The organism is Mycobacterium sp. DL440 (genome assembly GCF_011745145.1).
GTDB lineage: Bacteria > Actinomycetota > Actinomycetes > Mycobacteriales > Mycobacteriaceae > Mycobacterium.
Map to the genome: position 1 here is coordinate 4,805,117 of NZ_CP050191.1, position 24,214 is coordinate 4,829,330.

Below are 24,214 nucleotides of genomic sequence, written 5' to 3' on the forward strand. Positions count from 1 at the left end.
CAACCGGCACCGCAGCTCGATCCGCCGTCGCCGCCGCTGGTGCCGTCGAATCCGGAACTGGAACCGATCGCCCAGAGTCCCAGCGCGGCGGCGGTGCCACCAGCTGTGGTGCGCCGGAGATGTGAAGCATTGCGCCGGTAGGACGCCTGGGAATTGCCGGAACGCTTCCGTCGAGCTCTCCCAGACCAGCAGAGACACAATGGCGAACGTGAAAATCACCACCGCGGGAACCACCACGACAACGACCGTATTCATGGCGTCAGGCTACGGGTCGAACAAGCGGATATGCAGCGCGAATACAGTAAGAAATATGCGTCGCCGGCTCAACAATCCCTTAGACCGGGCAACGACTGCGGTGGCGGCGCTCGAGCTGCCGGATGCGGTGTTCAAGACCTGCCCGTGGCAGCCTCGGGAACTCATCGAGACCGGCTTGCGCCAGTGGTTGCGGCGTTGCGCACCGGCACTGCGGGATCGGCAGGTGATCGGCATGCCCTCGCGTGCGGTCGACGAGGCGTGGCACGGCCTGATCCTTTGCACGGCACGGTATTCGGCATTCTGCGACGCCGCGTACGGAAAGTTTCTGCATCACCATCCCGACGGTGCGGAGTCCCCGGGGACTACTGATTGCACAGAAGGGCAACTACGCAGGACCGTCATCGCGTGGTCACTGGTCTCCGGCCCCGGCCTCGGCCTCGGCCTCGGCGAGCGTTGTGTCCTATGGGATCTCGACAAACAGGTGGGCATCGATGAGCCGTGGGGGATCGCCGCGGAACGGGTGGCTAGCATCCAGGCCGCCGTCACGACCTGGCCTGGCTAAGGCGCGTCCCGCAGCACTGAGGCGAACTGCTCCAGATCCTCGACAGTCGTATCGACATGCGGCGAGATCCGCAGCACCGGCTTGGTCATCTCGAACGGTGCCCGCGCCAGTTCGCATGCGGTGGTGACGATTCCGCGCTCGGCGATGAGCCACGCCCGCACCGCGGTCGGGTCCGCACCGTCGGTAGGTTCGAGCGTGGTGATCGCGGTCGGCTCGTCAACGGCTTCCACCACCCGCCATCCGGGCACCCCGGCCAACACCTGCCGCGCGGTACGGCCCACCTCGACGAGCCGGCCTCGGACGAGTTCCGGTCCGGCAGCCAAATGTTCTCCCAGAGCAACCGAGTAGCCGATGCGGGTCGCGGCATTGTGCTCGCCGTGTTCGAAGCTCTGCAGCACCGTCACCGGCACATCCCACGACGCCGGCGGGAAACGTCGCTGCAGCCGCGCAACCAGTTCAGGTTGCACCGCAAGGAATCCGACTCCGCGCGGGCCTGCCAGCCATTTGCGTGACGACGAGTAGATTGCGTCCGCGCCGACGTTGCAGTCCAGGTGCCCGAATGCCTGCGCGGCGTCCACCACGATCGGAACGCCCGCCGCGCGGCACACCGCGACCAGCTCGGCCAGGGGCTGGGCCACCCCGCGGTGACTGGCCAGCGCCGTGAGGTGCACCAGTGCCGGTGCATCGGCCGCCAGTACGTGAGCGGCTTCGTCGACGATCACCCGGCCGTTCCCGTCGACCGGCAAGGCGCGCACCTGAAAACCGTTGGCGGCCATGATCGCCAGGTTCGGTCCGTATTCTCCGGGAGGACAGGCCACGGTGCGGTCCCCAGGCCAGCTGCCCAGCAGCAGATCCAGCGAGTGGTTGGAGCCCGACGTGTAGACCACGTCCCCCGCATCGAGTCCGGCCAACGCCGCGATCGCCGCTCGGCCCGCCGCGAGCACCGGCGCGGCCGCCTCGGCCGCGACGTAACCGCCGACCTCGGCCTCATGGCGGGCGTGGGCGGCGACGGCATCCATCACTGCGAGGCTCTGCCGCGAGCACGCACCGCTGTCGAGGTGCAGCCCGGCGACCTTGGGGCGGGCGTCGGCCCATTGCTGGGCGAGGCTCATTTCACCGCCAGAGACAGGCCGAAGTCACCGGCTTCATCGGTCCACCAATGGGTCTGCCGTAGACCGGCTTTCGCGAGCTCGCCGGCCACCCCGTCGGCCCGAAACTTGCAGGACACCTCGGTCAGCATCTCCTCACCGGCGCCGAAGGCGACGTCAAGATCCAAGTCCGCGATCCTCACCTGCTGTGGCTCATCCGCCCGCAGCCACATCTCGATGCGTTCCTCGTCGGCATTCCACTTCGCCACATGCTCGAAGGCGTCGAGGTCGAAATCGGCGTCGAGCTCGCGGTTCACCACCGACAACACATTGCGGTTGAACGCCGCGGTGACACCGGCGGCGTCGTCGTAAGCGCGGACCAAGCGGTCGGTGTCCTTGACCAGGTCGGTGCCCAACAGCACGCTGTCGCCGGGTTGCAGGGTATCGGCCAGCGAGGCCAGGAACTCCGTGCGCGGACCGGGCGTGAGATTGCCGATCGTCGAGCCGAGGAAGGCCACCAGGCGACGACCCACCGCCGGAATCTTGCCCAGGTGCTCCTCGAAATCACCACATACCGCGTCGATTTCGATGCCCGGATACTCCTGGCCGATCGCATCGCCCGCGGCACGCAGCACACCGGCGTCGACGTCGAACGGGATGAACCGGCGCAACTGCCCGCCGTCACGCATGGCGTCGAGCAGCATCCTGGTCTTCTCCGACGTGCCGCTGCCCAACTCGACGAGCGTGTCAGCCCCGGCGGCCGCGACGATTTCCGGGGAGCGGTCACGCAGGATCTGTGCCTCGGTCCGAGTCGGGTAGTACTCCGGTAACCGGGTGATCTGGTCGAACAGGTCACTGCCCACCGAATCGTAGAACCACTTGGGCGGCAGCATCTTCGGCGACTGGGCCAGCCCCTCGCGCACATCACGGCGCAGCGCGGTGGCCGCCGAGTCGGCGACCAGATAGTTGGACAGGCTGAGCGTCATACCGAACCTTTCAGTGGGGTGAGCTCGACATACGAGTCAGAGACGTGCACCAGATGGCGGTCCGGGATGTCGGACCAGCCGGGATCGTCGTCGTAGGGTTCGCTGGCGAGCACGACGCCATCCGGCAGTCGCAACATCGACAAGGTATCCCCCCAGGTCGTGGCGACAATACGAGACCCATTGGCGGCCAGGATGTTCAGTCGGGCATTGGGATCCCGCGCGCCGACTTCGGCAATCGTCTGCCCCAGCGCATCCAAGCCCCGGGCGAAGATCAACGCCGCCAGCACCGCACTGTCCACCGTGGATTCAGCCTCCCCGGTCACCGGCAGCACCGCACGGTCCACCACCCCGTTGTGCGACAGCAGCCACTGCCCGTCGGTGAACGGCGCCGAGGCCGAGGGTTCGATCGGCATGCCGATGGTCGCAGAGCGTACGACCGCGACCACGCACCTGCTGCTCAACGCCGGCGCGACCGACGCGAACGAGGCATCACCCCACAGTGGCTTGTCGCTACGCCACCGGCGGGGTACGCCGTCATCGAAAAATCCTGCACCCCAACCATCGGCGTTCATCAAACCGTGTTTCTGGCGACGCGGCGCATACGACTGCACCAGCAGGCCCTGCGGCGGATCCAACACCAGCGAGGCCACCGATCGCGGTGCGCCGAGCCACCCGATGTGCCGGCACATCAGCTGATTCCTCTTCGCGCAAGCGGCTCATCACCGACGTCCCAGGCCAGGCGCACGCCGGAGAAGATCTGGCGCCGGATCGGATGGTCCCAGTTACGGAAACTCGGCCGCAGGATGTCGGCGGAGACTGCCCACGAGCCGCCTCGCAGGATCCGGTAGTCACCGTCGAAGAAGGGCTCGGTGTAGCGGTCGTACACCATCGGGGTGAAGCCGGGCCACGGCCGCAGCGGGGACGTGGTCCATTCCCAGACGTCGCCCAGCATCTGCTCGACGCCATAGGCCGACGCACCGGCCGGGTAGGCACCCACCGGTGCGGGTCGACGCGCCTCGCCCCCGAGGTTGGCCAGCGCCGCGATGGGTTCGGAAGTGCCCCAAGGGTATCGGCGTCGGGCCAGGGCGGCGGGATCCCAAGCGCAGGCCTTCTCCCACTCGATCTCGGTGGGCAGCCGGGCCCCCGCCCAGGCCGCGTAAGCCTCGGCTTCGAAGAAGCTGACATGTTGGACCGGTTCATCGGCCGGGATGGTCTCGACGTGGCCGAACCTGGTGCGGGTGCCGTCCGACCCCCAGAACTGGGGCGCCGCCAGACCCGCCTCCTGGCGATGCGCCCAGCCGCGCGAAGACCACCATCGCGGCTGCTGATAGCCGCCGTCGTCGATGAACTCGCGCCATTCGGCATTGGTGACCGGCACCCGGCCGATATAGAAGCTGGGTATGGCCACTTCATTCGCCGGACGCTCGTTGTCCAGCGAATGCGGTTCGGTCAGTTCGTCGACGCCGAGCACGAACGGCCCGCCCGGGATCAGCACCGAGGACCCGGCCACACCGGGGCGACCGGTGGGCAATGCGGTGCCGGTGTCGAGCAGCGGCGGCCCCGACCGCAGGTTCAGTGCCTGCAACATCGTCTCGTCGTGTTGGTTCTCGTGGCTGATCACCAAACCGAAGTTGAACCCGAGGTCATCGGTGTCAAGGGCGTCGAGGGCATCGAGCGCGCGCGATCGCACCGTCGCGCAATAGGTTCGCGCGTCTGTGGGCGGTAGCAACGGCAGTTCGATGCGACTGGCCCGCGAGTGCACGAAGGCATCGTAGAGCCGGTCCACCTCGGGATCGAGCAGTCCCGGGCGGTCCGGGTTACCGCTGCGCAGCAGCCACAGCTCCTCCTGCTGGCCAATATGGGCGAGATCCCAGACCAGTGGGCTCATCAACGGGCTGTACTGGCGGTGCAGTTCAGCATCGTCGAAGTCGACCAGACGCAGGGTACGTTCCCGCGCCCTGGTGAGCTGTTGCGCCAGCATCTCGCGTGTGGTCAAAGCTCGCCCTTCACCAGTTGGCTCATCGCAGAAGCGATTCCATGGCTCACCACCTGGTCGGCGAAATCGTCGGCCGGACAGCGTCCCTCCTGGACCGAACGCGCCAACCGCCCCATCGATTCCGTCAGCTCCGCCGGCGCTCGCTCCGCCGCCGCCGACACGCACGCGACCGCCGAGTCCCGCAACCGTCGATCGATCAACCCGATCCGGGCCGCCCGATCCCATGCCGTGGCCACCGGGGCCGTCGCCTCTGTGGCGATCGCGGCGGCCTCGGGATCGTCGAGGAGCGTGGTCAGCATGAACACCACGGCGGGCCACAAGGCATCCGGCACGCTGTCGAGATAGCGGATCTCCAGCCAGCGCCGCGGCCGCACAGGCGGGAACAGCGTCGTCAGATGGTATTCGAGATCGGCCTCGGTGGGACGTCGGCCGCCGAGTACGGCGCGCCCGTCAGCCCAGTCGGCGAAGGGGACCCAGTTGGTCACGGGAACCGCGCGGCCCTCGTCGGGAGCGTTCACCAGCATCACCGGCGCCCGCAGCGCATAACGCGCCCAGTCGCTGGCCGGATCGTCGCCATCGGCACCGAGAATCGGCCCGCAGCGCGCGGAATCCAACTGACTCCACACCCGCTGCCGTGAGGACTTCCACCCGGTGAACTGGCCGCCGAGCATCGGCGAATTCGCGGTGATGGCGATCATCGTCGGACCGAGGGCGTGGGCCAGCCGAACCCGCTGGGCCCAGCCGTCACGTGGGCCGGCGTCGAGGTTGACCTGAATCGAGGCGGTGGATGTCATCATCGCCGCACCCGGCTCTGCCGACCCGCTCACCGCGAAGAACTGCTCCATCGCCTGATAGCGGGGGCCCGGATTCACCCGTCGGGTGGGCCGCACCGGATCGGTGCCGAGCAGCACCAGGCCCAGACCCCTCCGTCCGAACTCCGCACGCAGCACAGCCCGGTCAGCCAGCAGTGCGGCGATCGCAGCTGATGGTCCAGCGGTCGGCGGACCGGACAGCTCGACCGCGCCCCCGGGCTCGACGGTGATCCGGCTGCCGCCGGGCAATGCGGGCACCGAGGCGATCACCTCGGAGAGCTCATCCCAGCCCGGGCGCCGCAGCGGATCTTCGACGTCGAAGCAGTGCGCCTCGATCTCCAGGCCCACCTGCCCGACCGGACCGTCATCCAGGCAATGGGCTTCGATGAAATCGGCTGCCTCTTCGGCGCTGGTGAACTCGACGGGAGTCAGCCGAGGCGCATCAGTACTGACGGGTACTGCCATCGCAACCACCTCCCGGTCGTCACCGGTGTCAGACCGCCCGGTTGTGTTCCATCATCCAGATAGGACTGACATCTTCTACTGCCCGAGCGTGTTCTGCATGGCGCCGGCAAGCACGTTGACCGCAGGGCCGGCGTTGCCGGACTGGCACACCTTGGCTTGTAGCAGCACGTTTTCCCGTTTGCGGGTGGTGTTGAAACAGCGACGGTCGGTTCCGGCCTCCTGCTTCACCCAGTCTGCGTCGGTGGCGCTCGCCGGGCCGCCGGTGAACGTCCACACCTGGGTGACGAAGTTGTCCAGGTGCATCGCGGTGGTCTGGCCCGAGCAGCCGTTGGTGCGGTCCACTACCCGATGGAACGCGCGGTCGGCGGCCTCCGGGGTGGCGAACACCCCGATGGCCTGCTTGACGTAGTGACTCTGGTCGTCAGCCGCCGTCTGGGTCGCGGCGCCATTGAACGAGGCGAGATCCGGGTCGTTGTACACCTCGGGCAGGCCGATGTCCGCCCAGTTGTTACACACCGGATTCTCGACCGAGAAACCTTGGAAGGGGCTGGTGAACTCGGACGCCCACGTCATCGGGGCACCGATGATGTTGCCCACCGAACCTTTGGGCATAACGGCATACGAGACGACACCAGGATCCGAGGGGCGCGCACCAGCAGGTGCAGCCAATGCCAGCGCGAGACCGGCCAGCCCGAAACCGACAGTCAGGGCACGCATGGCCTCGATCATGCCAGTTAGTGAACCGTGCGCGTGCAATAGGTTCGGGCCGGCGACGGGTAGGGCCAGGCGTAGTGCCCGGTTTCGGCTGGGCAGGCCGAGCCGTCCCGCACGTCGAGACGCTGGGTCACCTGGACCATCACACCCGGGCCGCGCTCGGAGCGCACCGCGCAATCGGCCAACGCCACCATCCCGGCGGGCATGCCCAGTTCGTAGCAATGGTTGGCGACCAGGTTGGGAACCAGGCACAGCCGGGCAGTCGATGGATCCGCGAGGTCCGGAGGCAGGTGCTGATACTCGGCGCTCGGGCAGGCCCCGGTGCCGTCGGCGACGGCCCCGACGGTGTAGCTGGGGTCGACGTCGCAGGACACTTTGCCGGCCCGGGTCACCTCTGGGGCAGCCGGCGTGGCGGCCGGGACACTCACACAATCGCCGACCGCGAAAACCATGGCCGCGCCGCGCTCGGGGTCCGCGCCCGCACTGCATCCGGCCGCCACCGCCAGCACCGGCACTGCGAGCAGTGCGGCCACCAGCAGCCGATTGCGGGTCATGGTTAGCGAGAATCTCACGATTCCCAGTCATCTACCCAGTGCTTGGCCGAAAACCAAGGCGCCCCGGCCACCAAGGGGTAGTGGCCGGGGCGTCCGTTGGGCTGCAGAGTGGTCTTATGCGGTGACGGTGGCCTTCTGGCAATCGGCACAGATGCCCCAGAACACGACCTCGGCCTCGTCGACGGCGAAACCGGCCAGGTCAGAGGGTTCCAGGCAGGGGGTCTCCCCCACAGCGCAATCGACATCGGCGACCACACCGCACACCCGGCAGACCAGGTGATGGTGGTTGTCGCCGGCGCGGGTCTCGTAGCGCGCCGAGGAACCGGCCGGTTCGATCCGACGGACCAGGCCGGCGTTGACGCAGGCCCGCAGGACGTCGTAGACCGCCTGGGTCGACACCGAACCGAGGTTCTCGCGGGCCAGACCGGCCACATCGTCTGCAGTCGAATGCGGATGGTCGGCCAGCGCCTGGAGAACCGCGACCCGCGGTGCAGTGACGCGCAGCCCGGCGGCCCGCAACAGGGCCTTGGGGTCGTGTTCATGCACCGTGGTCACGGCTCCAGTATGCGCGCTCTTTGGAGTCAGTCCAAAAGAGGGGGCTGTGATTATGGTCGCGCGGGCGGTGCCGGTGTCGGCGGGGTCTCAGGGCGCTGGGAGCCGCTGCCCGGACCACCGGAGCCGCCGGGACCACCGGGACCGAATCCACCGGGGCCTCCCGGACCCCACGGCGGCATCATGCCGTGCCGCGGGCCCATCTGTCCCGGACCACCAGGTCCGCCATGGTGGAACGACATCATCCCGCCGCGGTCATGGCCGCCGCGGTGGTGATGGCCATCGCCGCCGCCGGAATGCGCACCGAGACAGAAGCCGGTGCCGAAGACCACGGCGACGATGAAAACGCTGCCGGCGGCAATGCCGACCCACGCGAGCACCTGCATCAGCCGGCTCGGCTTGTTCTCGGCGGGCGGGGGTGCCACGGGCTGTGCTGCCGGTGCAGCCACGGGCTCCGTCGCAGGATCATGGTCGGGGGGTGTTTCAGTCATGACACGAGCATGCGAGCGCTGCTGAGGTGCAGATCAAGAATTGGCTATGAATCAGCTGTGAAAGGCCCGGGAGCGGCCGGGTTTTCTATGTTTGGCGCGCAGTTCCTGCACCAGGGCTGCTCGCAGACGCTCAACCACAGCCCTGCGGTAGAAATCGGCGCAATAGGGCGACGTGTAATCGGCGCGTGGACAGGCCCGCAGAGACTACTGCTCCCAGGGCTTGAACGGGTTCACCGCGTACTGGATAACGCGGTACGGGGTGCCGCCGCGGGCCATGGTGTTCCACTGGCTGATGAAAACCCTGACCTGATCGAGCGTGGATCCCGGTGAGATGTATCCGCCGTAGGGCTGAGCCAACTGGTTGATCTCCGGTGGCGGCAACGAGTCGACCGGGTCCGGCCAGGCACTGGCGAACACCACCGTGGTCACGGGTGCGGCGCCCAGACCGGTGGGGTCATAGGCGACCCGCATCTCCATGTTTCCGTTGGTGGCGTTGAAGTACGACAGCACCGGCTTGCCGTCGATCTGCCGGATGCTCATCTCCCCCACCCGGTCGGAGAACAACGCGGTCGGAGGCTTGCCCCAACCACCGGTGCTCGACCAGCCCTGCCAGCCGGCCCGGTCGGTGAAGGTCTTCGGATTGGCCCGGTACAGGAACGGCGGGCTGCTGCGATCGAAATTGTTGGCCAGGATGTACACCCACCCGCTCGGTGAGTCCGGCGTCGGGACCGGGTCGTAGTAACCCGTGATCTGCGACTGGGCGCCACCCTGGTACTTGGCGTCGCGCACCGAACCCGGCACGGTCGGCCAATTCGGCTGGGCCGCATCGGCCTTCACCAGCCGCGAGCTGTAGGGCTTGAGGTTGTAGGTGGTGGTCACCATCATGTAGTTCTCGCGGTTGATGGAGATCACGCCGGCGGGCAACTGAGACGAACCGGGCGGCGCGGCGTCGGCCAACAGCGGTTTGTCGACTCCGGTGACACCCCGATAGCGCACGCCGGCCGCATTCTCGATCGAATCAGCATCGACATGCAGCGCTACCGGCGAGTGCCAGCCGCCGAAGCCGACGGCCTGTCCCGCGAAGCTGTCACCGCAGACCTGGAGCACCCGACTGGGGAACTCCATGAACTCACACAGGTCCGTCGCGCCGATGCCGTAATCACGGGTGGGGGTACCGGTTCCGGCGCTCGGTCCGATGCGCAGCACCTGGCCGGGGGCCAGTGGAGGTACCACCGGATCACCGAAACCGAAGCCCGGGTTCGCACCCGCTGCCGGTATCGCCGAAATGGCATTCCAGCAGAGAAAGATCGAGAGAACGCCTGCTGGAATGCGGTTTCGGCGCAAGGCGTTAGAGCTCGGCGGCCAGCAGCTCGGCGATTTGAATAGTGTTCAGCGCCGCACCTTTTCGCAGGTTGTCGCCGGATACGAACAAGGCAAGACCACGTCCGTCGGGCACACCCGGATCCTGCCGGATCCGGCCGACCAGGGACTCGTCGGCACCGGCGGCAGCCAGCGGGGTCGGCACGTCGACCAGCTTCACCCCCGCTGCGGCGGCCAACAGCTCCTTGGCGCGCTCAACTGAAAGCGGCTGGGCGAACTCGGCATTGATCGACAGCGAATGCCCGGTGAAAACCGGAACCCGCACGCACGTGCCGCTCACCAGAAGGTCAGGGATGCCGAGGATCTTGCGGCTCTCATTGCGCAGCTTCTGATCCTCGTCGGTCTCACCGGAGCCGTCGTCAACCAGTGAACCGGCCAGCGGGATCACGTTGAACGCAATGGGTGCAACGTATTTCACCGGAGCCGGGTACGTCAGCGCCGAGCCGTCGTGCACCAGCTGCTCGGCGCGAGAGATCACCGCACGGGTCTGCGAGGCGAGTTCGTCGACACCGGCCAGGCCACTGCCCGACACCGCCTGGTAGCTCGACACGACCAACCGGGTCAGCCCGGCCTCCTCGTGCAGCGGCTTGAGCACCGGCATCGCAGCCATGGTGGTGCAGTTCGGGTTGGCGATGATGCCCTTCGGGCGTAGGCCCGCGTCGCGCGCGAAGTTCACCTCGCTGACCACAAGGGGGACGTCCGGGTCCTTGCGCCAGGCCGAGGAGTTGTCGACGACGACGGCGCCGGCGGCGGCGAACCGCGGGGCCTGCACGCGCGACATCGTCGCACCGGCGGAGAACAGGGCGATGTCCAGACCGGAAGGGTCGGCGGTCTCGCTGTTCTCGACCTCGATCTCCTGGCCGCGGTACGTCAGCTTCTTGCCCTCGGAACGGGCCGAGGCGAAGAACCGCACCGAGCTGGCCGGGAAGTTTCGCTGCTCCAGCAGGGTGCGCATGACCTGGCCGACCTGGCCAGTGGCACCGACAACACCAATCGAAACCATGTCAGCGCCCCGTCCCGCCGTAGACCACGGCCTCGTCTTCGCCGCCCAGGTCGAAGGCGTCATGCAGGACGGAGACGGCGGTATCCAGATCCGTGTCCTTCACCAGCACCGAGATGCGGATCTCCGACGTGGAGATCAGGTCGATGTTGACGCCGACCTCGGCCAGCGCCTCGCAGAACTTCGCGGTGACGCCGGGATGGCTGCGCATGCCCGCGCCGACCAGCGACACCTTGCCGATGTGGTCGTCGTACAGCACCTGGCTGAACCCGATCTCGTCCTGCAAGGAGGTCAGCTTCTGCACTGCACCGGGCCCGTTGTCCATCGGGCAGGTGAAGGTGATGTCGGTCTTGCCGTCTTCGACCTTGGAGATGTTCTGCAGCACCATGTCGATGTTCACGTCGGCGTCGGCGACCGCGCGGAACACCCGGGCGGCATAGCCGGGTACGTCCGGGACACCGACGACGGTGACCTTGGCCTCCCCACGGTCGTGGGCTACTCCGGTCAGCAGGGCGTCTTCCATGGGGATGTCCTCGATCGATCCTTTGACGATGGTGCCGGGCTTGTCCGTGTACGACGAGCGCACGTGAATCGGAACGTTGTACCGGCGGGCGTATTCCACGCAGCGGAGCATGAGCACCTTGGCTCCGCACGCGGCCATCTCGAGCATCTCCTCGAAGGAGACGGTATCGAGGTGGCGGGCAGTGGGCACGATGCGCGGGTCGGCGGTGAAGATGCCGTCCACGTCGGTGTAGATCTCGCAGACGTCGGCCTTGAGCGCCGCGGCCAGCGCGACAGCAGTGGTGTCCGAGCCGCCGCGGCCCATGGTGGTGACGTCCTTGCTGTCCTGGCTGACGCCCTGGAACCCGGCGACCAGCACGATGACGCCCTCGTCCAGCGCATCGCGCAGACGGCCGGGGGTGACGTCGATGATCTTGGCGTTGCCGTGAGTGCCGGTGGTGACGATGCCGGCCTGCGATCCGGTGAACGATCGGGCCTGTGCACCGAGAGATTCGATGGCCATCGCGACCAGGGCGTTGGAGATGCGCTCACCGGCGGTCAGCAGCATGTCCATCTCGCGCGCCGGCGGGGCCGGAGAGACCTGACGGGCCAGGTCGAGCAGGTCGTCGGTGGTATCACCCATCGCCGAGACCACCACGACGACGTCGTTGCCGGCCTTCTTCGTCTCGACGATGCGCTCGGCCACGCGACGGATCCGATCGGCATCCGATACCGAGGATCCGCCGTACTTCTGTACGACGAGCGCCACTGTCTAACCCTTCGAGCTTCGGGAATGAGTCGAGACAAGGATAAGGGAGACGGGTAATCAATTTCCCCCGCCGGTAGCTTGGCTGACGTGCCTGACACGCCGAACAGCAGGCTGGCCAGCACCAGCGTGCCGATCCACCCCGATCTCGCGGCCCGCTGGAGCCCCCGGGCGTTCGACCCCGACGCCGCCATCACTGCTGACCAGCTCACCGCACTGCTGGAGGCCGCGCGCTGGGCCGCCAGCTGGGGCCATCGCCAGCCGGTGCGGTTCGTGGTCGGGGTCAGAGCGGACGAGACATTCGCCACACTGGCCGGCCTACTCAAACGCGGCAACAGCTACGCCCATGCGGCCTCGGCGCTGATCCTGGTGTGCGCTGATGAAGGCGAGGACGAGCGGACCGCACGGTATGCGGCCGTCGACGCCGGAGCCGCGATCGCGCAACTGACAGTCGAGGCAGTGTCGCGCGGCCTGATCGTCCATCCGATAGCCGGCTTCGACGTCGAGGGCGCCGGGGCCACGTTCGGGATTCCGGGCGGGGTTCGACCGTTGGCGGTCATCGCGGTGGGTGCGCTGGGTGATTACTCGGAAGCCGATCCGGCGATCGTCGAACGCGACAGCCGGGCCAGGGAACGGCTGCCGCTGGAGCAAATTGTGGTTGGTGGACGCTGGGGAATTCCGCTCGACTCACCCAAACCGGACTAGACGCCAGTTCCATTGGGTACCACCATCAGTGGTCAACGACGTGGGAACCCTGCAAACACCGGAGAGGACCACATGGCACGACAGGCCATCCGCAAGGCCGTCATCCCCGCGGCCGGCATCGGTTCGCGCCTGCTGCCGCTGACCAAGGCCATCCCGAAGGAGATGCTGCCGGTCGGCGACAAGCCGGTCATCGAACACACGGTGCGCGAGCTCGTCAATTCCGGCATCACCGACATCACGATCGTGGTTTCCGGCGGTAAAACATTGATAGAAGAGCACTTTCGCCCGAACACGATCCTCGTCGATCAGCTGCGGGCGGACGGCAAGGACGCGTACGCCGACGCGGTCGAAGAGGTTGGCGAGTTATCTGCCCGCGGTCATATCACCTACCTCCATCAGCATGGTCCTTACGGCAACGGCACCCCCGTTCTCAATGCCTCACGCTCATTCGGCGACGAGCCGGTGTTGGTGCTCTGGCCCGACGACGTCTTCGTCGCTCAGGTACCCCGCGCCCAGCAACTGATCCGAGCCTATGAGCAGGCGGGGTCGCCGGTGCTGGCGCTGATGCCGATGCCTCCCGAGCAGTCACGCCGGTACGGCGTACCGGTCATCAAGGAGGATCTGGGCGATGGGCTCCTGCGGATCTCAGGAATCGTCGAGAAGCCTCAGCCGCATGAGGCCCCATCGGACTATGCCGCGATCGGTGGCTATGTCATCACGCCCGGTGTCATCGACGAGCTTCGCGAGCAGACCAAACGCTGGCATGAGGGAACGCAGACGGGCGAGATCTACCTGACCGACGCGATCAACGCCTACGCCGAGGATCATGCCGCCTACGGCCAGGTGATCCAGGGGCATTGGTATGACACCGGCAATCCATCCGACTACCTGGTCGCACAGTTCGCTTTTGCCCTGACGCATCCCGAATACGGACCGGTGCTGCGGGATTTGGCCTCCGAGGTCGACGGGCCGCTGTTGCGTGCACTCGCACACGAGATCGACGGTCCGCCCCGGCCGGAACCGGCGTAGCCGCAGCCGAATGGGTTGCCGGGCTCACGCCCAGAGCACTTCGAGTGACGTGACCGACTGACCCAGGGCCCTGGCGCTCAAAGCCCGCAATGCGCGCCGTTCGACGACATCCAAGCTCGCCCCGACATGTTCGTGCAGCGCGGTGCGGCCCGCGTCGAGCTGATCGTCGAGTAGCAGGTCGACGATCTCCAGGTGTTCGGTGATGGTCGCGGCGACCCGCTCTTCGGTGACGAAGTCGTACATACGGATGAGCCGGATCCGGCGGTTGACGTTGTCGAGCGCTGACACCATGGCCGCATTGCCCGACGCAGTACACAACGAGATGTGGAACGACTCATCGAGCAGGACCATGTCGGCCTCTGCCGGTGGTGGGCAGGCCTGCAGTTCGGCCCACTCGGCGCGCAGTGCCGCCAGCCGGTCCTTGTCGTAGCGCAACTCGTCGGTTTCCAGAACGCGTGCAATGCCGCGCAGTTCGATCGTGATGCGCAGCTCGTAGAGGTCACGGACACCGGCGATGTCGAGGGCCACGGGGTAATACCCGTCGGAACGCCGCTCGAGCATGCCGTCGGCGTGCAGCCGAACCAGTGCCTCGCGCAGCGGCGTCCTGCTGACCCGCAGCGTCTCGCACAACTGGGACTCGACGAGCCGGGTGCGATCGTCGATCTCGCCGACCATCAACTTCTTCCCGAGGTCGATGTAGACCCGGTCGCGCAGCGATACCGGCTTCTCGACACGAGTTCCGGTCACTGCAGTTCCTTGAGCGCGGCGATCACATCGGCACTGGTGGCATGCACCCCGAATACCCCGCCCTGCATGGTGATCATGTTCAGTGCCGCAACGTGATTGGCGTAGTCGGTGGCCCCGGTGGCATCGGAGACGACCAGGCATTCGTATCCGCGGTCATTGGCGTCACGCATGGTGGTGTGCACGCACACGTCGGTGGTGATGCCCGTGAAGATGATGTGCGTGATTCCGCGGGTGCGTAGCAACAAGTCGAGATCGGTCGCATAGAAGCTGCCCTTGCCCGGCTTGTCGATGACGGGTTCGCCTGGCAAAGCAGCCATCTCGGGCACCAATTGCCAGCCCGGCTCGCCCCGGGTGAGGATCCGTCCGCACGGGCCGGCCGAGCCGATCTCGGCGCCGATCTGGGCCGAGCGCCAGCGCTTGTTTGCCGGCAGGTCCGACAGGTCGGGCCGGTGGCCCTCACGGGTGTGGACGACGAACAGTCCCGCCGCGCGGGCCGCGGCGAGCACCTCCTGCGCGGGGCCGAGCGGGGTACGCACCAGGGACAGGTCATATCCCATGGTGTCGACGTATCCGCCCTCGTCGCAGAAGTCGACCTGCCAGTCGATGTTGATCAACGCCGTTCGCCCGGTGGGGATGTCACCGTCATACGGCCAGAGGTAGGGGTTGGCCGCGATCGTCACGCTCATGCCGCTTCTCCGACCAGGACCGGCTGCGCAGCGCGCACCGGCAGGTACGCCAGGGCAGTGAAGGCCAGTCCGCCGATCAGCATCGCCACCACGGCGTCGGACAGTTGCGGGGCGTAGAAGTGCGTCAGCAGCGCTCCCCCGGCTCCGATTCCCCATGCCGCGAACGGTTTCCAGTAGAGCCCGGTCGCCGAGGACACGCGCCGACCGGCGAACACCAGCTGGTCGAGGATCAGCACGATGCCGATCGGGGGCACTAGGACCCCGAGGATGTTGAGCCAGGTCGCGAAGTACGACCAGATCCCTGCCACCGCGGCGACGGTTCCGACGACACCCAGCACGATCGTCAACTGGCGCATGGTCTTTCCGGTGATATTTCCGAACCCGACCGCGCCGTTGTAGAGGCAGTGCGCACACACGCTGCCGAGGTTGACGAAGACGAACACGATTGCCAGCGGCACCAGGACTCCCCCGGCGCCGACAAGAACATGCAGGAAGTCACCGCCTGCCGTACCGGGTGCGGCGGCGGCGCCGAGTGCGACCACGAGCGCACCGGCCAGCTGAGCGATGAGGTAGGCGACCGGGAATGCGGAGAACGCCGCCAACGCGCCTTCTCTGCCGTTGCGGGCCCACCGCGTGAAATCGGCGGTCATGGTCCCCGAGTCGGCGAAGCACGCGAAGACCATCGTCACGGCGACACCGAAACCGAACGCACTCGCGCCGGCTCCGCCGCCGTAGGACAGGGCCGAGCCGATGCCGTGATCGGCCGCCGCCAACACCACGGCGATTGCACCGAGCGGGATGAACAGGACCGAAGCCACCACCCCGATCCACGAGATCGCCCGGATCCCGACGAAGGTCAGTGCCACGAACAGCACGCCGGCCAGCAGCGTGATCCACGGTGCGCTCCACCCCATGGACAGGTTGAGCGTCGAGCCCACCATGCCGGTCTGGAAGGCGAACCAGCCGATCACCAGCGCGGACAAGAATACCGACACGATGCGAAAGCCCTTGGCTCCGAAGGTGTCCGCCGCGGTGAGCGCGAAGTTCTTGCCGGAGCGCCCGGCCAAGTAGCTCAGTGTGCCCACGTAACCCATCAGGATGAGGTCGCCGACGAGGATCGCCGCCATTCCGGCGAGGAAGCCGAGGTTGTAGACGACGATGCCGGCGAACACCGCCGACGTCATGATCATCGGGAACCCGACCCACACAGCCGACACCGCGAACAGTGATTTGCGGGCGGACACCGGGACGGGTTGGTTCTCGTACTCCTCACCAAGCGCCGAATGATGCTCGGCGTGCGCTGTATCCATGGCTGTATACGGTGCGGTATACGGATTTCCCGAGCGTTTCTGTCGATGAACGTTCCGTAACGGGGTCCTCACCGCCGTGCGGCGCCGAGGTTTACGTCACCGCAACACAACGAGCCAGTCCACGTAACAGAAACGTCGTCAACTCCCAGTGATCGGCCCGTCCGGGCCGCCACCCCCCCCAGGAGATGTTGATGGATACAGGAACCACGGCATTCATGCTGTGTTGCATCATCGGCCTCACGCTGATGATCCCGGGCCTTGCCCTGTTCTACGGCGGCATGGTCTCGGTCAAGAGCTCGACCAACATGATGATGATGACGTTCGGGGCGGTCGCCGTTGTCGGCCTGCTCTGGGTCTTGTTCGGCTTTTCGATGGTGTTCGGCACGTCGTACGACGGCTTCGTCGGCAGCTTCACCGAATTCGCCGGCATGAAGGACCTCATGGAGCCCATGACCACCGTGTCCGGGCTGCCGATCAGTTTGTTCTCCATCTTCCAGGCCCTCTTCGCGGCGATCACCGTGGCGCTGATCTCCGGCGCGGTCGCCGACCGGATGAAGTTCGGCGCCTGGATGATCTTCGCCGCCGTGTGGGCGGTGTTGGTGTACTTCCCTGTCGCCCACTGGGTATTCGCGTTCGACGGCACCGTCACCGAGAACTCGGTCGGCGGGTGGATCGCCAACAAGCTGCACGCCATCGACTTCGCCGGCGGCACCGCGGTGCACATCAATGCCGGTGCGGCCGCCCTGGCCGTGGCCATCGTGCTGGGCAAGTCGGCGATGTTCGGCCAGCTGCGCAAACCGCACAACGTTCCGCTGACCCTGCTGGGTGCGGGATTGCTGTGGGCCGGCTGGTACGCCTTCAACGGCGGATCCGCTCTGTCCGCAGGCAATTCCGCGGCGATAGTCATGGTGACCACGTTCGTCGCCACTTGCGCGGCGGTCCTGTCCTGGTTGGCGGTCGAGAAGTTCCGGACCGGTCATGTCACCGGTGTGGGCGCCGCCTCCGGCGCGATCACCGGTCTGGTGGCCATCACCCCGGCCTGCGGTGCGGTCACCCCGATCGGCGCGATCTTCGTCGGCGGCATCGCCGGGGCGATCTGCGTCTACGCCGTCGGCTTCAAGGAGAAGCTCGGCTATGACGACTCCCTCGACGTGGTCGGCGTCCACCTCGTCGGCGGTGTGGTGGGCACCTTGCTGATCGGCTTCTTCGCCAGCGAGGGAATGCCCAATGCCACCAACGGACTGTTCTACGGCGGCGGCCTCGACCAGTTGTGGCGGCAGGCAGTCGCGGCGGGAGCCGTGATGATCTATTCGTTCGTGGTCGCGTTCGCCATCGCCTACGTGATCAAGAAGACCATGGGTATCCGGATCTCTTCCGAGGAAGAGGAGAAGGGTATCGACACCGCGTTCCACCGGGATTCGGCCTACGAGCTCGAATTCGCCTGACAGTCAGTCTGATTCCCCGGCCCGGCTGCCGTGGGCCGCTCTCACGGCAGCCGGTGACCGGGGTTTCCTCGGCTTGCCGAAGTTTCCTACTGTGATACTTTGATTCATAACACGAGACGAAAGTGTTGGTGCTATGCCCTCCGATCTCGCCGCCCTCGCCGAACAATCCGGCACCAAATTCATCCTCGCGCTGTTCGTCGACCTGCGCGGAAAGCCTTGCGCCAAACTGGTTCCCGTCGAATCGGTCGAGCTCCTGGCCACCGACGGGGTGGGTTTCGCCGGCTACGCCGTCGGTGCCATGGGTCAGGAACCCAAAGACCCCGATCTGATCGCCATCCCCGATCCCGCCTCGTTCACCCCGATACCGTTCATCAAAGAGGGCCTGGCCCTCGTGCACTGCGACCCCCACGTCGAGGGCGCTCCGTGGCCGTATGCCCCGCGGGTGATCCTCAAGGGGCTGATCCAGCGCGCCGCAGACGCGGGGTTCGAACCCTGGGTCGGCGCCGAGGTCGAGTACTTCCTGCTGCGCCGCAACGCCGATGGCGCCTTGGCCACAGCCGATGCGGCGGACACGGCGGCCCAGCCCTGTTACGACGCGCGCGGCGTCACCCGGATGTATGAGCACCTCACCGCAATCTCCACCGCGATGAACACGCTGGGCTGGTCCAACTACGCCAACGACCACGAGGACGGCAACGGACAGTTCGAGCAGAACTTCGAGTTCTCCGATGCGCTGACCACCGCCGACCGGGTGATCACCCTGCGCTACCTGTTGTCGATGATCGCCGCCGAACGTGACATGGTGGCGACCTTCATGCCCAAACCGTTCGCCGATCGCACCGGCAGCGGTCTGCACCTGCACCTGTCGCTGACCAGCGGCGGGACGCCAGTCTTTCCCGCCGACGCCGACGAGCGGGGACTCGGCCTGTCTGAGTCCGCCTACGCGTTCATCGGCGGCATCCTCGACCACGCCTGCGCGCTGCAGTCCGTCGTCGCGCCAACCGTCAACTCCTACAAACGAACCGGAGCCACCTCGACCGCATCGGGCGCGTCGTGGGCGCCACGCAAGCCCAGCTACGGGGGCAACGACCGCACCCACTACATCCGGGTGCCCGACAGTCAACGTATCGAGTTGCGTGGCGGCGACGGCTCGGCCAATCCGTATCTCGCGATCGCCGCTGCGCTGGGCGCCGGGCTCGACGGCATCAAACGCAGCCTCGATCCCGGGGCGGTAGGCGCCCAAGGACCGGCCGCCCTGCCACCCACCCTGCTGCACGCGATCGAATCGCTGGAAACCGATCCGATCGTCACCGGCGTGCTCGATGTCGCCGGCGACGGCGTCGCCTCCTACTTCGCCGATGTCAAACGCGAGGAGTTCTTCGCCTACCACGGCACTGTCACGCCGTGGGAAATCGACCAATACCTGACTGCTTTCTAGAAAGGAGAAGAACATGTGCGGAATCGTGGGGCTACACCTGCGCACACCGGAGCTATATCCGCGCCTTGGCGAACTGCTCGCCGCCATGCTCGGCGAGATGTCCGACCGCGGCGCCGATTCGGCGGGAATCGCGGTCTACGGAGACCCGGAGTGGTCACCGTACGGGCAGGGCTGCGTCTCGGTGACGGATGTCTCGGAACCACCCGACCTGGGTCCGGATGTGGATGTGGTGCAGGTCGATTCGACCTATCTGCTGTCGGCCGACATGGATTCCGAGGAACTGCTGGGCCAGGTGCGGGCCGCCTACCCGGCCGCACTGATCTCCGGGTTCGGCGCCGATCTGGCGGTGCTCAAAGGGGTCGGTCACCCCCGTGCCCTTACCGAGGCCTGGGGCTTGTCCAAGGCGCAGGGCTGGCAGGGGGTCGGGCATACCCGGATGGCCACCGAGTCCGCGGTGACGCCGTCGGGCTGCCACCCGTACACCGTCGGCCCCGGACAGTGCCTGGTGCACAACGGATCTTTCGCCAACCACGCCACCATTCGCCGAGACCTGCGCCGGGCCGGTGTGGCGTTCGACAGCGAGAACGACACCGAGGTGGGCGCCCGGTTCGTGGCGGAACAACTGGCCGCGGGCCGCGATGTGGCGACTGCGCTCAAGGAACTCTGCGCCACCTTTGACGGCTTCTACACCCTGCTGGTCTCCGATCACGACTCGTTCGCGGTGGTACGTGACGCCATCGCCTGCAAGCCCGCGGTGATCGCCGAGACCGCCGACTGGGTGGCGATGGCCAGTGAGTATCGCGCGCTGGCCGGGCTGCCCGGAGTTGAGCAGGCACGCATTTGGGAACCGGAACCGGAGGTGGTCTACGCATGGAGACGATAGTCGGGTTCGATTTGCGCACAACGTCATTGCGTGAGGTCAACGCTGCGTTACATCAACCGGGGGCCGAAGGTGACTACGTCATCGCCCATCCCGACGGCGCACACAATGTGGCCGTCGGCCTCAACACCCCGGTGCGCGTGACCGTCGAAGGCCATGTCGGCTACTACGCCGCGGGAATGAACCAGATCGCTGAGATCACCATCAACGGCAACGCCGGGACCGGGGTCGCCGAGAACATGATGAGCGGCACGGTGCGCGTCACCGGTAATGCCTCGCAGTCCGCGGGCGCCACCGCGCACGGCGGGCTGTTGGTCATCGAGGGGGATGCGGCCGCACGCTGCGGCATCTCGATGAAGGGCGTGGACATCGTGGTGGGCGGCAGCATCGGCCACATGAGCGCGTTCATGGCTCAGGCCGGCCGGCTGGTGGTGCGCGGCGATGCAGGGGAAGCCCTGGGCGATTCGATCTACGAGGCTCGCATCTACGTGCGCGGCGAGGTGGCCTCGCTGGGTGCGGACTGTATCGCCAAGCCGCTGCGCGCCGAGCACCACGCCGAACTCGCGGAGTTGTTGGCAGCGGCGGGGTTTGACGACGACACGGCGGCCTACACCCGCTACGGCTCGGCCCGAAACCTTTACCACTTCCACGTCGACAATGCGAGTGAGTACTGATGCGCGAATCCGCCACCTTCGATCGATCCACGATCGCCGACATCCAACGGGCCGCCGAGACCGGGATCTACGACATCCGCGGCTGGGGAGCCAAACGCCCACTACCGCATTTTGATGACCTGCTGTTCCTGGGAGCGTCGATGTCGCGCTACCCCTTGGAGGGCTACCGAGAACGCTGCGGCACCGATGTGGTGCTCGGCGACCGGCACGCCAAACATCCGCTGCACCTGGATATTCCGGTCACCATCGCGGGCATGAGCTTCGGCGCGCTATCCGGGCCGGCCAAAGAAGCACTGGGCCGCGGGGCCAGCGAGGCAGGCACCTCGACCACCACCGGCGACGGCGGTATGACGCCCGAGGAGCGCGGGCAGAGCAAGCACCTGGTGTACCAGTACCTGCCCTCGCGTTACGGGATGAACCCCGACGACCTGCGCAAGGCCGACGCCATCGAGGTGGTCCTCGGCCAGGGCGCCAAGCCCGGCGGCGGCGGAATGCTGCTGGGACAGAAGATCTCCCCGCGGGTGGCGCAGATGCGCACGCTGCCCGAGGGCATCGACCAGCGCAGCGCGTGCCGGCACCCGGACTGGACCGGCCCCGACGATCTGACCATCAAGATCAACGAGCTGCGGGAGATCACCGATTGGGAGAAACCGATCTATGTGAAGGTCGGGGCCACCCGCACCTATTACGACGTGAAGCTGGCCGTACACGCCGGGGCCGATGTGGTGGTGGTCGACGGTATGCAGGGTGGGACCGCGGCCACCCAGGAGGTGTTCATCGAACACGTCGGCATTCCGACCCTGGCCGCGGTGCCGCAGGCCGTGCAGGCGCTGCAGGAACTGTGCGTGCATAGACAGGTCCAGTTGATCGTGTCCGGCGGCATTCGCACCGGGGCCGACGTGGCCAAGGCCCTGGCGCTGGGCGCCGATGCCGTGGCCATCGGGACCGCCGCGCTGATCGCCCTTGGCGACAACCACCCCCGGTATGCCGCTGAGTACGAGAAGCTGGGCAGCGCAGCCGGTTTCTATGACGATTTCCAGGACGGCCGCGACCCGGCCGGGATCACCACGCAGGACCCGGAGCTGGCCGACCGGTTCGATCCGGTCGAGGGCGGCCGACGGTTGGCCAACTACCTGCGGGTGCTGACGATGGAGGCCCAGACCATCGCCCGGGCCTGCGGCAAGGCCCACGTCTGCCACCTGGAGCCCGAGGACCTGGTGGCGGTAACCATCGAGGCGGCGGCCATGGCCCGGGTGCCACTGGCCGGCACGAACTGGATTCCGGGCCAGTGACCCCCACTGCGGACGTCGTCATCGTCGGCGGCGGACTGGAAGGCGCCGCGGCGGCCTGGGCCCTGAGCCAACGGGGCGTCACCGACGTGACTGTCCTGGAGCGCAATACCGTCGGCTCAGGGATGACCGGCAAGTCCAGCGGAATCGTGCGCTGCCACTACGGGGTCAGCTCGCTGGCTGCGATGGCCACTGTCGGCCTCGAGGTGTTCGAAAAAGCCGAGCAGTATTTCGGCACCGACATCGGCTTCCGGCAGACCGGCTACGTCGTCGGCGTCGGTGAAGCCAACGTCGACAACCTGCGCAAGAGCCTGGCCGCCCAACGCGAGGTCGGGGTGCAGACCGAGGAGATCGACGCCGCCGAGGTGGCCAAGCTGTGGCCGTGGGCCGATCTGGAACCGTTCGCCGCTTTCGGCTGGGAGCCTCGCGGCGGCTACGGCGACGCATACCAGACCGCGCAAGCGTTCGCGGTGTCGGCGAGGGCCGCCGGGGTGCGAATCCGCCAGGGCGCCAACGTGACCGGCCTGGTGCTCGACGAAAACCGGGTCACCGGCGTCCGATTGGCCGACGGCACACAGGTTTCGGCAGGCACCGTCGTCATCGCCACCGGCGCATGGACCCGGCCGTTCCTGACGCCCTACGGCGTCGACGTGCCGATCAAGGTGGTTCGCGAGCAGATCGTCACCATTTCACCCGGAGTGCCGATCGGAACCGTCCCGGTGTTCTCCGACCTGGTGTCACTGCAATACGTCCGCCCCGAACTCGGTGGGGAGATCCTGTTCGGCAACAGCGATCTGGCGCACTGTGAGCCTGCCGACCCGGACGATTACCTGAACCGGGCGAGTGACGGCTTCATCGACCTGACCGTCGACAAGGTGGGTACCCGATTTCCCGGCTTCGGCGACGCGGCGATCACCGGCAGCTACGCCGGCTGCTACGACGTCACCCCGGACTGGAACCCGGTCATCTCCACGACCGGTATCGACGGCCTGATCGTGGCAGCCGGATTCAGCGGACACGGCTTCAAGATCGCTCCGGCGGTCGGCAAGCTGGTCGCCGACCTTGTTACCGAGGGCCGCAGCTCCGACCCGCGGATACCCGAGACAGATTTCCGGTTGGCCCGGTTCGCAGAGGACAATTTGCTCAAGAGCCGGTACCCGTACGTCGGGGCCGGGGAGATGCGATAGACGGGGGCGAACAGGTGAGTGACGTCCCGCTGCTCCGCAACACGGGCACGGCTCGCGAACGCGATCCGAACGAACCGGTCGAGGAACTGGAATTCGAGGCGGCGATCGGGCGCAATGTGCGTCGATTGCGTCAGCAGCACGGGCTGACTGTCGCCGACATGGCCTCCCGGGTGGGCATCTCCAAGGCGATGCTCTCCAAGATCGAGAACGCCCAGACCTCGTGCAGCCTGTCCACCCTGGCCTTACTCGCCAAGGGGCTCGACGTCCCGGTGACCAGCCTGTTCCGCGGCGCGGACGTCGAACGTCCGGCAGCATTCGTCAAGGCGGGCACCGGCCCGGACATCGTGCGCAACGGCACCAAGCAGGGCCACGAATATCAACTGCTCAGCTCTTTGCGCGGTGAGCACAAACGCCTGGAATGCCTGCACGTCACGCTGACCGAGAAGAGCCAGACCTACCCGCTGTTCCAGCATCCCGGAACCGAGTTCCTCTACATGCTCGAAGGCGTCATGGACTACACCCACAGCCGCTCGGTATATCGACTGCAGCCAGGCGACTCGCTACAGATTGACGGGGAAGGCGCTCACGGACCGGTTGACCTGATCGAACTGCCGATCCGGTTCCTGTCGGTGATCGCCTTCCCCGATTCGCAGGTGTGAGCCGACACCCGGTACGTCGGGAGTTGGCAGGCAGCGGCGCAAA

Annotated in this window: 25 protein-coding genes; 10 read left to right on the forward strand and 15 right to left on the reverse strand. The window is 66.8% G+C overall.

Going from position 1 to position 24,214, the window contains the following annotated elements; translation table 11 throughout:
- The first annotated feature begins 310 nt into the window (after positions 1-310).
- Positions 311-817, forward strand: coding sequence for a hypothetical protein (locus tag HBE63_RS23420; protein WP_166906875.1), 507 nt, complete (start codon positions 311-313; stop codon positions 815-817).
- Here HBE63_RS23420 and egtE read toward each other — a convergent pair.
- From egtE to HBE63_RS23480, 12 genes are all read right to left on the reverse strand, one after another.
- Entirely contained in the window at positions 814-1,929 is a 1,116-nt protein-coding gene (egtE, locus tag HBE63_RS23425; protein WP_166906876.1) for an ergothioneine biosynthesis PLP-dependent enzyme EgtE, read from the reverse strand. The genes HBE63_RS23420 and egtE overlap by 4 nt on opposite strands.
- Positions 1,926-2,891: an L-histidine N(alpha)-methyltransferase gene (egtD, locus tag HBE63_RS23430; protein WP_166906877.1), complete on the reverse strand. Its 966-nt coding sequence runs from the start codon at positions 2,889-2,891 to the stop codon at positions 1,926-1,928. Before egtD ends, egtE begins: the two co-directional genes overlap by 4 nt.
- Positions 2,888-3,580: an ergothioneine biosynthesis protein EgtC gene (egtC, locus tag HBE63_RS23435; RefSeq protein ID WP_166906878.1), complete on the reverse strand. Its 693-nt coding sequence runs from the start codon at positions 3,578-3,580 to the stop codon at positions 2,888-2,890. Before egtC ends, egtD begins: the two co-directional genes overlap by 4 nt.
- On the reverse strand, positions 3,580-4,887 hold the full coding sequence (gene egtB, locus HBE63_RS23440) for an ergothioneine biosynthesis protein EgtB (RefSeq protein WP_166906879.1): 1,308 nt from the start codon (positions 4,885-4,887) through the stop codon (positions 3,580-3,582). Before egtB ends, egtC begins: the two co-directional genes overlap by 1 nt.
- Positions 4,884-6,164 carry an ergothioneine biosynthesis glutamate--cysteine ligase EgtA gene (gene egtA / locus HBE63_RS23445; RefSeq protein ID WP_166906880.1) on the reverse strand — a complete coding sequence of 427 codons (1,281 nt, stop codon included), beginning with the start codon at positions 6,162-6,164 and terminating at the stop codon, positions 4,884-4,886. The genes egtB and egtA overlap by 4 nt, the downstream gene beginning before the upstream one ends.
- A 75-nt stretch (positions 6,165-6,239) precedes the next feature.
- Positions 6,240-6,881 (reverse strand): sensor domain-containing protein, encoded by a 642-nt coding sequence (locus HBE63_RS23450; RefSeq protein WP_166906881.1) that lies wholly within the window; start codon positions 6,879-6,881, stop codon positions 6,240-6,242.
- A gap of 17 nt (positions 6,882-6,898) precedes the next feature.
- Entirely contained in the window at positions 6,899-7,432 is a 534-nt protein-coding gene (locus HBE63_RS23455; protein ID WP_166906882.1) for a hypothetical protein, read from the reverse strand.
- A gap of 114 nt (positions 7,433-7,546) precedes the next feature.
- Positions 7,547-7,987 carry a Fur family transcriptional regulator gene (locus HBE63_RS23460; protein WP_166906883.1) on the reverse strand — a complete coding sequence of 147 codons (441 nt, stop codon included), beginning with the start codon at positions 7,985-7,987 and terminating at the stop codon, positions 7,547-7,549.
- A gap of 50 nt (positions 7,988-8,037) precedes the next feature.
- Positions 8,038-8,475, reverse strand: a complete 438-nt coding sequence (locus HBE63_RS23465) for a hypothetical protein (RefSeq protein ID WP_166906884.1) — start codon at positions 8,473-8,475, stop codon at positions 8,038-8,040.
- Positions 8,476-8,679: 204 nt separating this feature from the next.
- Positions 8,680-9,762, reverse strand: a complete 1,083-nt coding sequence (locus HBE63_RS23470) for a DUF4185 domain-containing protein (RefSeq protein ID WP_243858772.1) — start codon at positions 9,760-9,762, stop codon at positions 8,680-8,682.
- A gap of 61 nt (positions 9,763-9,823) precedes the next feature.
- Entirely contained in the window at positions 9,824-10,858 is a 1,035-nt protein-coding gene (locus HBE63_RS23475; protein ID WP_166906885.1) for an aspartate-semialdehyde dehydrogenase, read from the reverse strand.
- A gap of 1 nt (position 10,859) precedes the next feature.
- Entirely contained in the window at positions 10,860-12,125 is a 1,266-nt protein-coding gene (locus tag HBE63_RS23480) for an aspartate kinase (RefSeq protein ID WP_166906886.1), read from the reverse strand.
- 87 nt (positions 12,126-12,212) lie between these two features.
- On the opposite strand from HBE63_RS23480, the gene HBE63_RS23485 reads away from it, so the two are divergent.
- Both HBE63_RS23485 and HBE63_RS23490 read left to right on the forward strand, forming a co-directional pair.
- Positions 12,213-12,827: a nitroreductase family protein gene (locus tag HBE63_RS23485; RefSeq protein WP_166906887.1), complete on the forward strand. Its 615-nt coding sequence runs from the start codon at positions 12,213-12,215 to the stop codon at positions 12,825-12,827.
- Positions 12,828-12,899: 72 nt separating this feature from the next.
- Positions 12,900-13,856 (forward strand): UTP--glucose-1-phosphate uridylyltransferase, encoded by a 957-nt coding sequence (locus HBE63_RS23490; RefSeq protein ID WP_166906888.1) that lies wholly within the window; start codon positions 12,900-12,902, stop codon positions 13,854-13,856.
- Positions 13,857-13,880: 24 nt separating this feature from the next.
- On the opposite strand, the gene HBE63_RS23495 is transcribed toward HBE63_RS23490, so the two are convergent.
- Genes HBE63_RS23495 through HBE63_RS23505 form a run of 3 tightly spaced genes read right to left on the reverse strand, consistent with a single transcriptional unit; the run spans position 13,881 to position 16,599 of the window.
- A complete protein-coding gene (locus HBE63_RS23495; RefSeq protein WP_166906889.1) occupies positions 13,881-14,603 on the reverse strand; it encodes a GntR family transcriptional regulator in 723 nt (240 codons plus the stop codon).
- Entirely contained in the window at positions 14,600-15,289 is a 690-nt protein-coding gene (locus tag HBE63_RS23500; protein WP_166906890.1) for a cysteine hydrolase family protein, read from the reverse strand. Before HBE63_RS23500 ends, HBE63_RS23495 begins: the two co-directional genes overlap by 4 nt.
- Positions 15,286-16,599 (reverse strand): cytosine permease, encoded by a 1,314-nt coding sequence (locus HBE63_RS23505; RefSeq protein WP_166906891.1) that lies wholly within the window; start codon positions 16,597-16,599, stop codon positions 15,286-15,288. Before HBE63_RS23505 ends, HBE63_RS23500 begins: the two co-directional genes overlap by 4 nt.
- A 191-nt stretch (positions 16,600-16,790) precedes the next feature.
- Between HBE63_RS23505 and HBE63_RS23510 the strand changes: the two genes are divergently transcribed.
- The 7 genes from HBE63_RS23510 (at position 16,791) to HBE63_RS23540 (ending at position 24,171) form a co-directional block, all read left to right on the forward strand.
- Positions 16,791-18,044 carry an ammonium transporter gene (locus HBE63_RS23510; RefSeq protein ID WP_166906892.1) on the forward strand — a complete coding sequence of 418 codons (1,254 nt, stop codon included), beginning with the start codon at positions 16,791-16,793 and terminating at the stop codon, positions 18,042-18,044.
- Between the two features lie 133 nt (positions 18,045-18,177).
- Positions 18,178-19,482 carry a type III glutamate--ammonia ligase gene (gene glnT, locus HBE63_RS23515; RefSeq protein ID WP_166906893.1) on the forward strand — a complete coding sequence of 435 codons (1,305 nt, stop codon included), beginning with the start codon at positions 18,178-18,180 and terminating at the stop codon, positions 19,480-19,482.
- A gap of 13 nt (positions 19,483-19,495) precedes the next feature.
- Complete coding sequence (locus HBE63_RS23520; RefSeq protein WP_166906894.1) at positions 19,496-20,365, forward strand: glutamine amidotransferase; 870 nt, start codon at positions 19,496-19,498, stop codon at positions 20,363-20,365.
- Positions 20,353-21,036, forward strand: a complete 684-nt coding sequence (locus HBE63_RS23525) for a protein glxC (protein WP_166906895.1) — start codon at positions 20,353-20,355, stop codon at positions 21,034-21,036. The genes HBE63_RS23520 and HBE63_RS23525 overlap by 13 nt, the downstream gene beginning before the upstream one ends.
- On the forward strand, positions 21,036-22,328 hold the full coding sequence (locus tag HBE63_RS23530; RefSeq protein ID WP_166906896.1) for an FMN-binding glutamate synthase family protein: 1,293 nt from the start codon (positions 21,036-21,038) through the stop codon (positions 22,326-22,328). The genes HBE63_RS23525 and HBE63_RS23530 overlap by 1 nt, the downstream gene beginning before the upstream one ends.
- On the forward strand, positions 22,325-23,512 hold the full coding sequence (locus tag HBE63_RS23535) for an FAD-binding oxidoreductase (RefSeq protein ID WP_166906897.1): 1,188 nt from the start codon (positions 22,325-22,327) through the stop codon (positions 23,510-23,512). The genes HBE63_RS23530 and HBE63_RS23535 overlap by 4 nt, the downstream gene beginning before the upstream one ends.
- 14 nt (positions 23,513-23,526) lie before the next feature.
- Entirely contained in the window at positions 23,527-24,171 is a 645-nt protein-coding gene (locus HBE63_RS23540) for an XRE family transcriptional regulator (protein WP_166906898.1), read from the forward strand.
- The last annotated feature ends 43 nt before the right edge of the window (positions 24,172-24,214 follow it).

Coding starts and splice junctions, on each gene's coding strand:
- egtE (WP_166906876.1), bottom strand. CDS start 1,929: ATGAGCCTCGCCCAGCAATGGGCCGACGCCCGCCCCAAGGTCGCCGGG.
- HBE63_RS23455 (WP_166906882.1), bottom strand. CDS start 7,432: ATGACCCGCAATCGGCTGCTGGTGGCCGCACTGCTCGCAGTGCCGGTG.
- egtD (WP_166906877.1), bottom strand. CDS start 2,891: ATGACGCTCAGCCTGTCCAACTATCTGGTCGCCGACTCGGCGGCCACC.
- HBE63_RS23490 (WP_166906888.1), top strand. CDS start 12,900: ATGGCACGACAGGCCATCCGCAAGGCCGTCATCCCCGCGGCCGGCATC.
- HBE63_RS23530 (WP_166906896.1), top strand. CDS start 21,036: ATGCGCGAATCCGCCACCTTCGATCGATCCACGATCGCCGACATCCAA.
- HBE63_RS23475 (WP_166906885.1), bottom strand. CDS start 10,858: ATGGTTTCGATTGGTGTTGTCGGTGCCACTGGCCAGGTCGGCCAGGTC.
- HBE63_RS23420 (WP_166906875.1), top strand. CDS start 311: ATGCGTCGCCGGCTCAACAATCCCTTAGACCGGGCAACGACTGCGGTG.
- HBE63_RS23505 (WP_166906891.1), bottom strand. CDS start 16,599: ATGGATACAGCGCACGCCGAGCATCATTCGGCGCTTGGTGAGGAGTAC.
- egtA (WP_166906880.1), bottom strand. CDS start 6,164: ATGGCAGTACCCGTCAGTACTGATGCGCCTCGGCTGACTCCCGTCGAG.
- glnT (WP_166906893.1), top strand. CDS start 18,178: ATGCCCTCCGATCTCGCCGCCCTCGCCGAACAATCCGGCACCAAATTC.
- HBE63_RS23450 (WP_166906881.1), bottom strand. CDS start 6,881: ATGCGTGCCCTGACTGTCGGTTTCGGGCTGGCCGGTCTCGCGCTGGCA.
- HBE63_RS23520 (WP_166906894.1), top strand. CDS start 19,496: ATGTGCGGAATCGTGGGGCTACACCTGCGCACACCGGAGCTATATCCG.
- HBE63_RS23465 (WP_166906884.1), bottom strand. CDS start 8,475: ATGACTGAAACACCCCCCGACCATGATCCTGCGACGGAGCCCGTGGCT.
- HBE63_RS23500 (WP_166906890.1), bottom strand. CDS start 15,289: ATGAGCGTGACGATCGCGGCCAACCCCTACCTCTGGCCGTATGACGGT.
- egtC (WP_166906878.1), bottom strand. CDS start 3,580: ATGTGCCGGCACATCGGGTGGCTCGGCGCACCGCGATCGGTGGCCTCG.
- HBE63_RS23510 (WP_166906892.1), top strand. CDS start 16,791: ATGGATACAGGAACCACGGCATTCATGCTGTGTTGCATCATCGGCCTC.
- HBE63_RS23525 (WP_166906895.1), top strand. CDS start 20,353: ATGGAGACGATAGTCGGGTTCGATTTGCGCACAACGTCATTGCGTGAG.